Source organism: Butyrivibrio sp. (assembly GCF_024699075.1).
The window spans coordinates 1-2,676 of the sequence record NZ_JAILQF010000199.1 but is presented as its reverse complement, the minus strand read 5'-3'; the positions used below and the strand labels follow the sequence as shown (position 1 = coordinate 2,676).

Genomic DNA, 2,676 nt, shown 5'->3' with positions numbered 1-2,676 from the left:
AGAAAAAAAATATTAAGTCTTTTTATGTCATCTATCATGACCGTTTCGTTACTGACAGGCTGTTCAGGATCAGGTGTATCACTTGATATGTCAAAAAATGATGAAGAAACATCAAGTGATAAAGACAATTCATCAGATAACAAAAATGAATCTGATGATGAAAAGGAAAATGATTCTGATAGCAATTCATCTGCAACAGATGATGCGAAAGCATCAGTAGAATCTTTATTTGGAACTGAAGGATATCCTTATGATATAGATCCTTCTGATCCTAATCCGGAAAACCTAAAAGCCCATAACATATATCTGAATCCTGATTTGAGTGATACTTCCGGTAAATATAGTGCTTTATGCATTGACTTTAGAACATCTGACGATGCAAATAATACATATTGGGCGTTGTTCAATTGGAATATGCATGGCGGAGCCGGAGCATATGCAGGTCTCCAAAATGCTTATAATGAAAAAGTTGCAATTATGTCTTTTTGGAAAAATGACAACACAACAGATCCAGAAAAAGAATTTGCAACATTAATATATCCAACTGATGATACTACCGATGAATTCACTAACGAAGGAACTGGTGTTAAATTTATAAGATCCTATTCCTGGGAAAAAGATCATTGGTACAGAATGGTCATCAGAGCTTTTGATCCAGAATGGACAGATAGCACTGTTGTTGAAGAATGGATTCAAGATAAAGAAAGTGGTGAATGGACTCTTTATGCCGCTTACGATACTCACATTGAGAACTCCTATTTAGAAGGCAAGATTTACTCATTTATGGAAAACTTCAGTGCCTCAGATTGCAATGAGCTTAGGAGTTGGAATTTAAGCAATATCTATGTCATGGAATATGGCAGCGACAAATGGACTGCCATTGATACTGGCTTACTTGAAACTGATACCACTTTTAATGATAAAAAAGGCGGCTATAACTTTGGTGCTACAGAGGACTATTTCTGGGGCTATACCTGCGGAAGCGGCGATGATTTTGTAAAAACCCAGACTTCACTTCCTACTCAGGATACTTTCACTATTAAAATGACAGACTCCGCTCCTGACTTTGATTTCGCCCATGATTACGGATTCGAGACAACTGTAAGCTCCGAACCACTCTATCGCATCCACGTCAACTGGACCTATTTTGATAATTATGAGGAAGATACATGGCGTGAAATGGGTGTAGAGCCTTATGAAAACGACGTATATGTAGATGTTTCAGACGGAAGCTCAACTATAGACATAACTTCTCTCAGATGTGAGACATTTGAAAATACTGATACTTATTATGCGCTTATAAACGGTACGGAAGAAAAGATCTATTCTCATACTGTTAGTGAAGAAGGTTATGGAATTCATATTTTTAGAGATGATCTTACATACAACATCTCCTGGCAGACCAGTACCAATACAATTGATACTGACTGCTATGCAGAGATCTGGGACGCAAATGACAACTATGAAGTAAGAAACCGTGATGATTATCTGGCAAGAAGCTATACCGGTGCATGGTACTTTGCCATATGCTCAGTTAAAAATGGAGTTCTTGGAGAATTTGATTATTACTAATATCTAAAAACAGGTACCTGATACTTTACCATATGCTCCGTAACTAACAAAGTCCCCTAGAACTATGTATCGGACCAGATCAAAGCTCACTTAATTCACCCCCTGTCACCTTCCGGTGATGGGGGATTTTGTTTATGACCAGAATTCTTCCACTTCTGCAAGTATTTCATCAGCAGGCAGAACTGTCGCCTTCTCAATCGGCATGTGAGTTTTCTCTAGATAATACTTGATCAGATAGTAACCTGTAGCATATCCAGCACAATAAGGAAGTCCCACTTTTGGAAAGCACTGAAGCTCCGCCATCTCATCACCGTACAGATATGCCGTTATCTCTGCAAATCCTGTCACATTAAGACCGTCTCTTATTATCTCTTTAATTAGAGGCATCAGTTCCATATCAGTCTTTGTAACCCATGGACCAAGGACCTCCTCTCCGAATATCGTCGTGGCATAATTCTCTGCAAGCCCTTCGCTCACGATCATCTCTGCAAGATTTACATCATTCGTCCACTTTATATACTGATACCTTACATTATGATTAGTCTCATGTGCCAGTGCAGCCGGAAGCCTCTTAATAGTGTCATCAGATGGAATCAGCCATCCCATTATGTATCCGGGAATCCCTCCATCACCACAGTAACCCTCATTCATGATCGTATAGGGATTCTTTGGATTAGCAAGAAATATAGAATAAAGATATTCTTTAACTTTAAGCTCAACTCCCTGATCTTCAAATCTATTAAGCGCTGTCTCTATAGCTTTCGTGCATGAATCCCAGATAGCCTCGTGAAGCCTCACACGACTAAAGTCGCGTGCTTCCTATTGCCACAATCTACGTTGCGGTTGCCTTTTAGGGCATCGGACTGCGTTTCTGTCCATACAGCTAAAACTCAGTACTTAGGCAACTAATATATTGTCTAAGACCGCATTTAAGCTAATAAGGTCAGCCAACGTGCAGGTGCTTCTCTTAGAGCACTGAGGAACTTTAGCCTCAATGTCCAACCTGTCCGTCACCGAACAGGATTTAAAAATTTCTCGTATATAATAGCGAGCTGCTATATTATACGAAGCATTAAGATCGCAGTTGTATGTTTTGCCATTTTG

2 protein-coding genes are annotated in these 2,676 nt (G+C 39.3%); one reads left to right on the top strand and one right to left on the bottom strand.

Going from position 1 to position 2,676, the window contains the following annotated elements:
* The coding region (locus K6G87_RS07965; protein ID WP_296835649.1) for a DUF3472 domain-containing protein at positions 1-1,572 on the top strand (1,572 nt) is incomplete at its 5' end.
* Between the two features lie 132 nt (positions 1,573-1,704).
* Here the strand turns inward: K6G87_RS07965 and K6G87_RS07960 are convergent.
* Entirely contained in the window at positions 1,705-2,370 is a 666-nt protein-coding gene (locus K6G87_RS07960; RefSeq protein WP_296835648.1) for a DUF2268 domain-containing protein, read from the bottom strand.
* Positions 2,371-2,676: the final 306 nt, after the last annotated feature.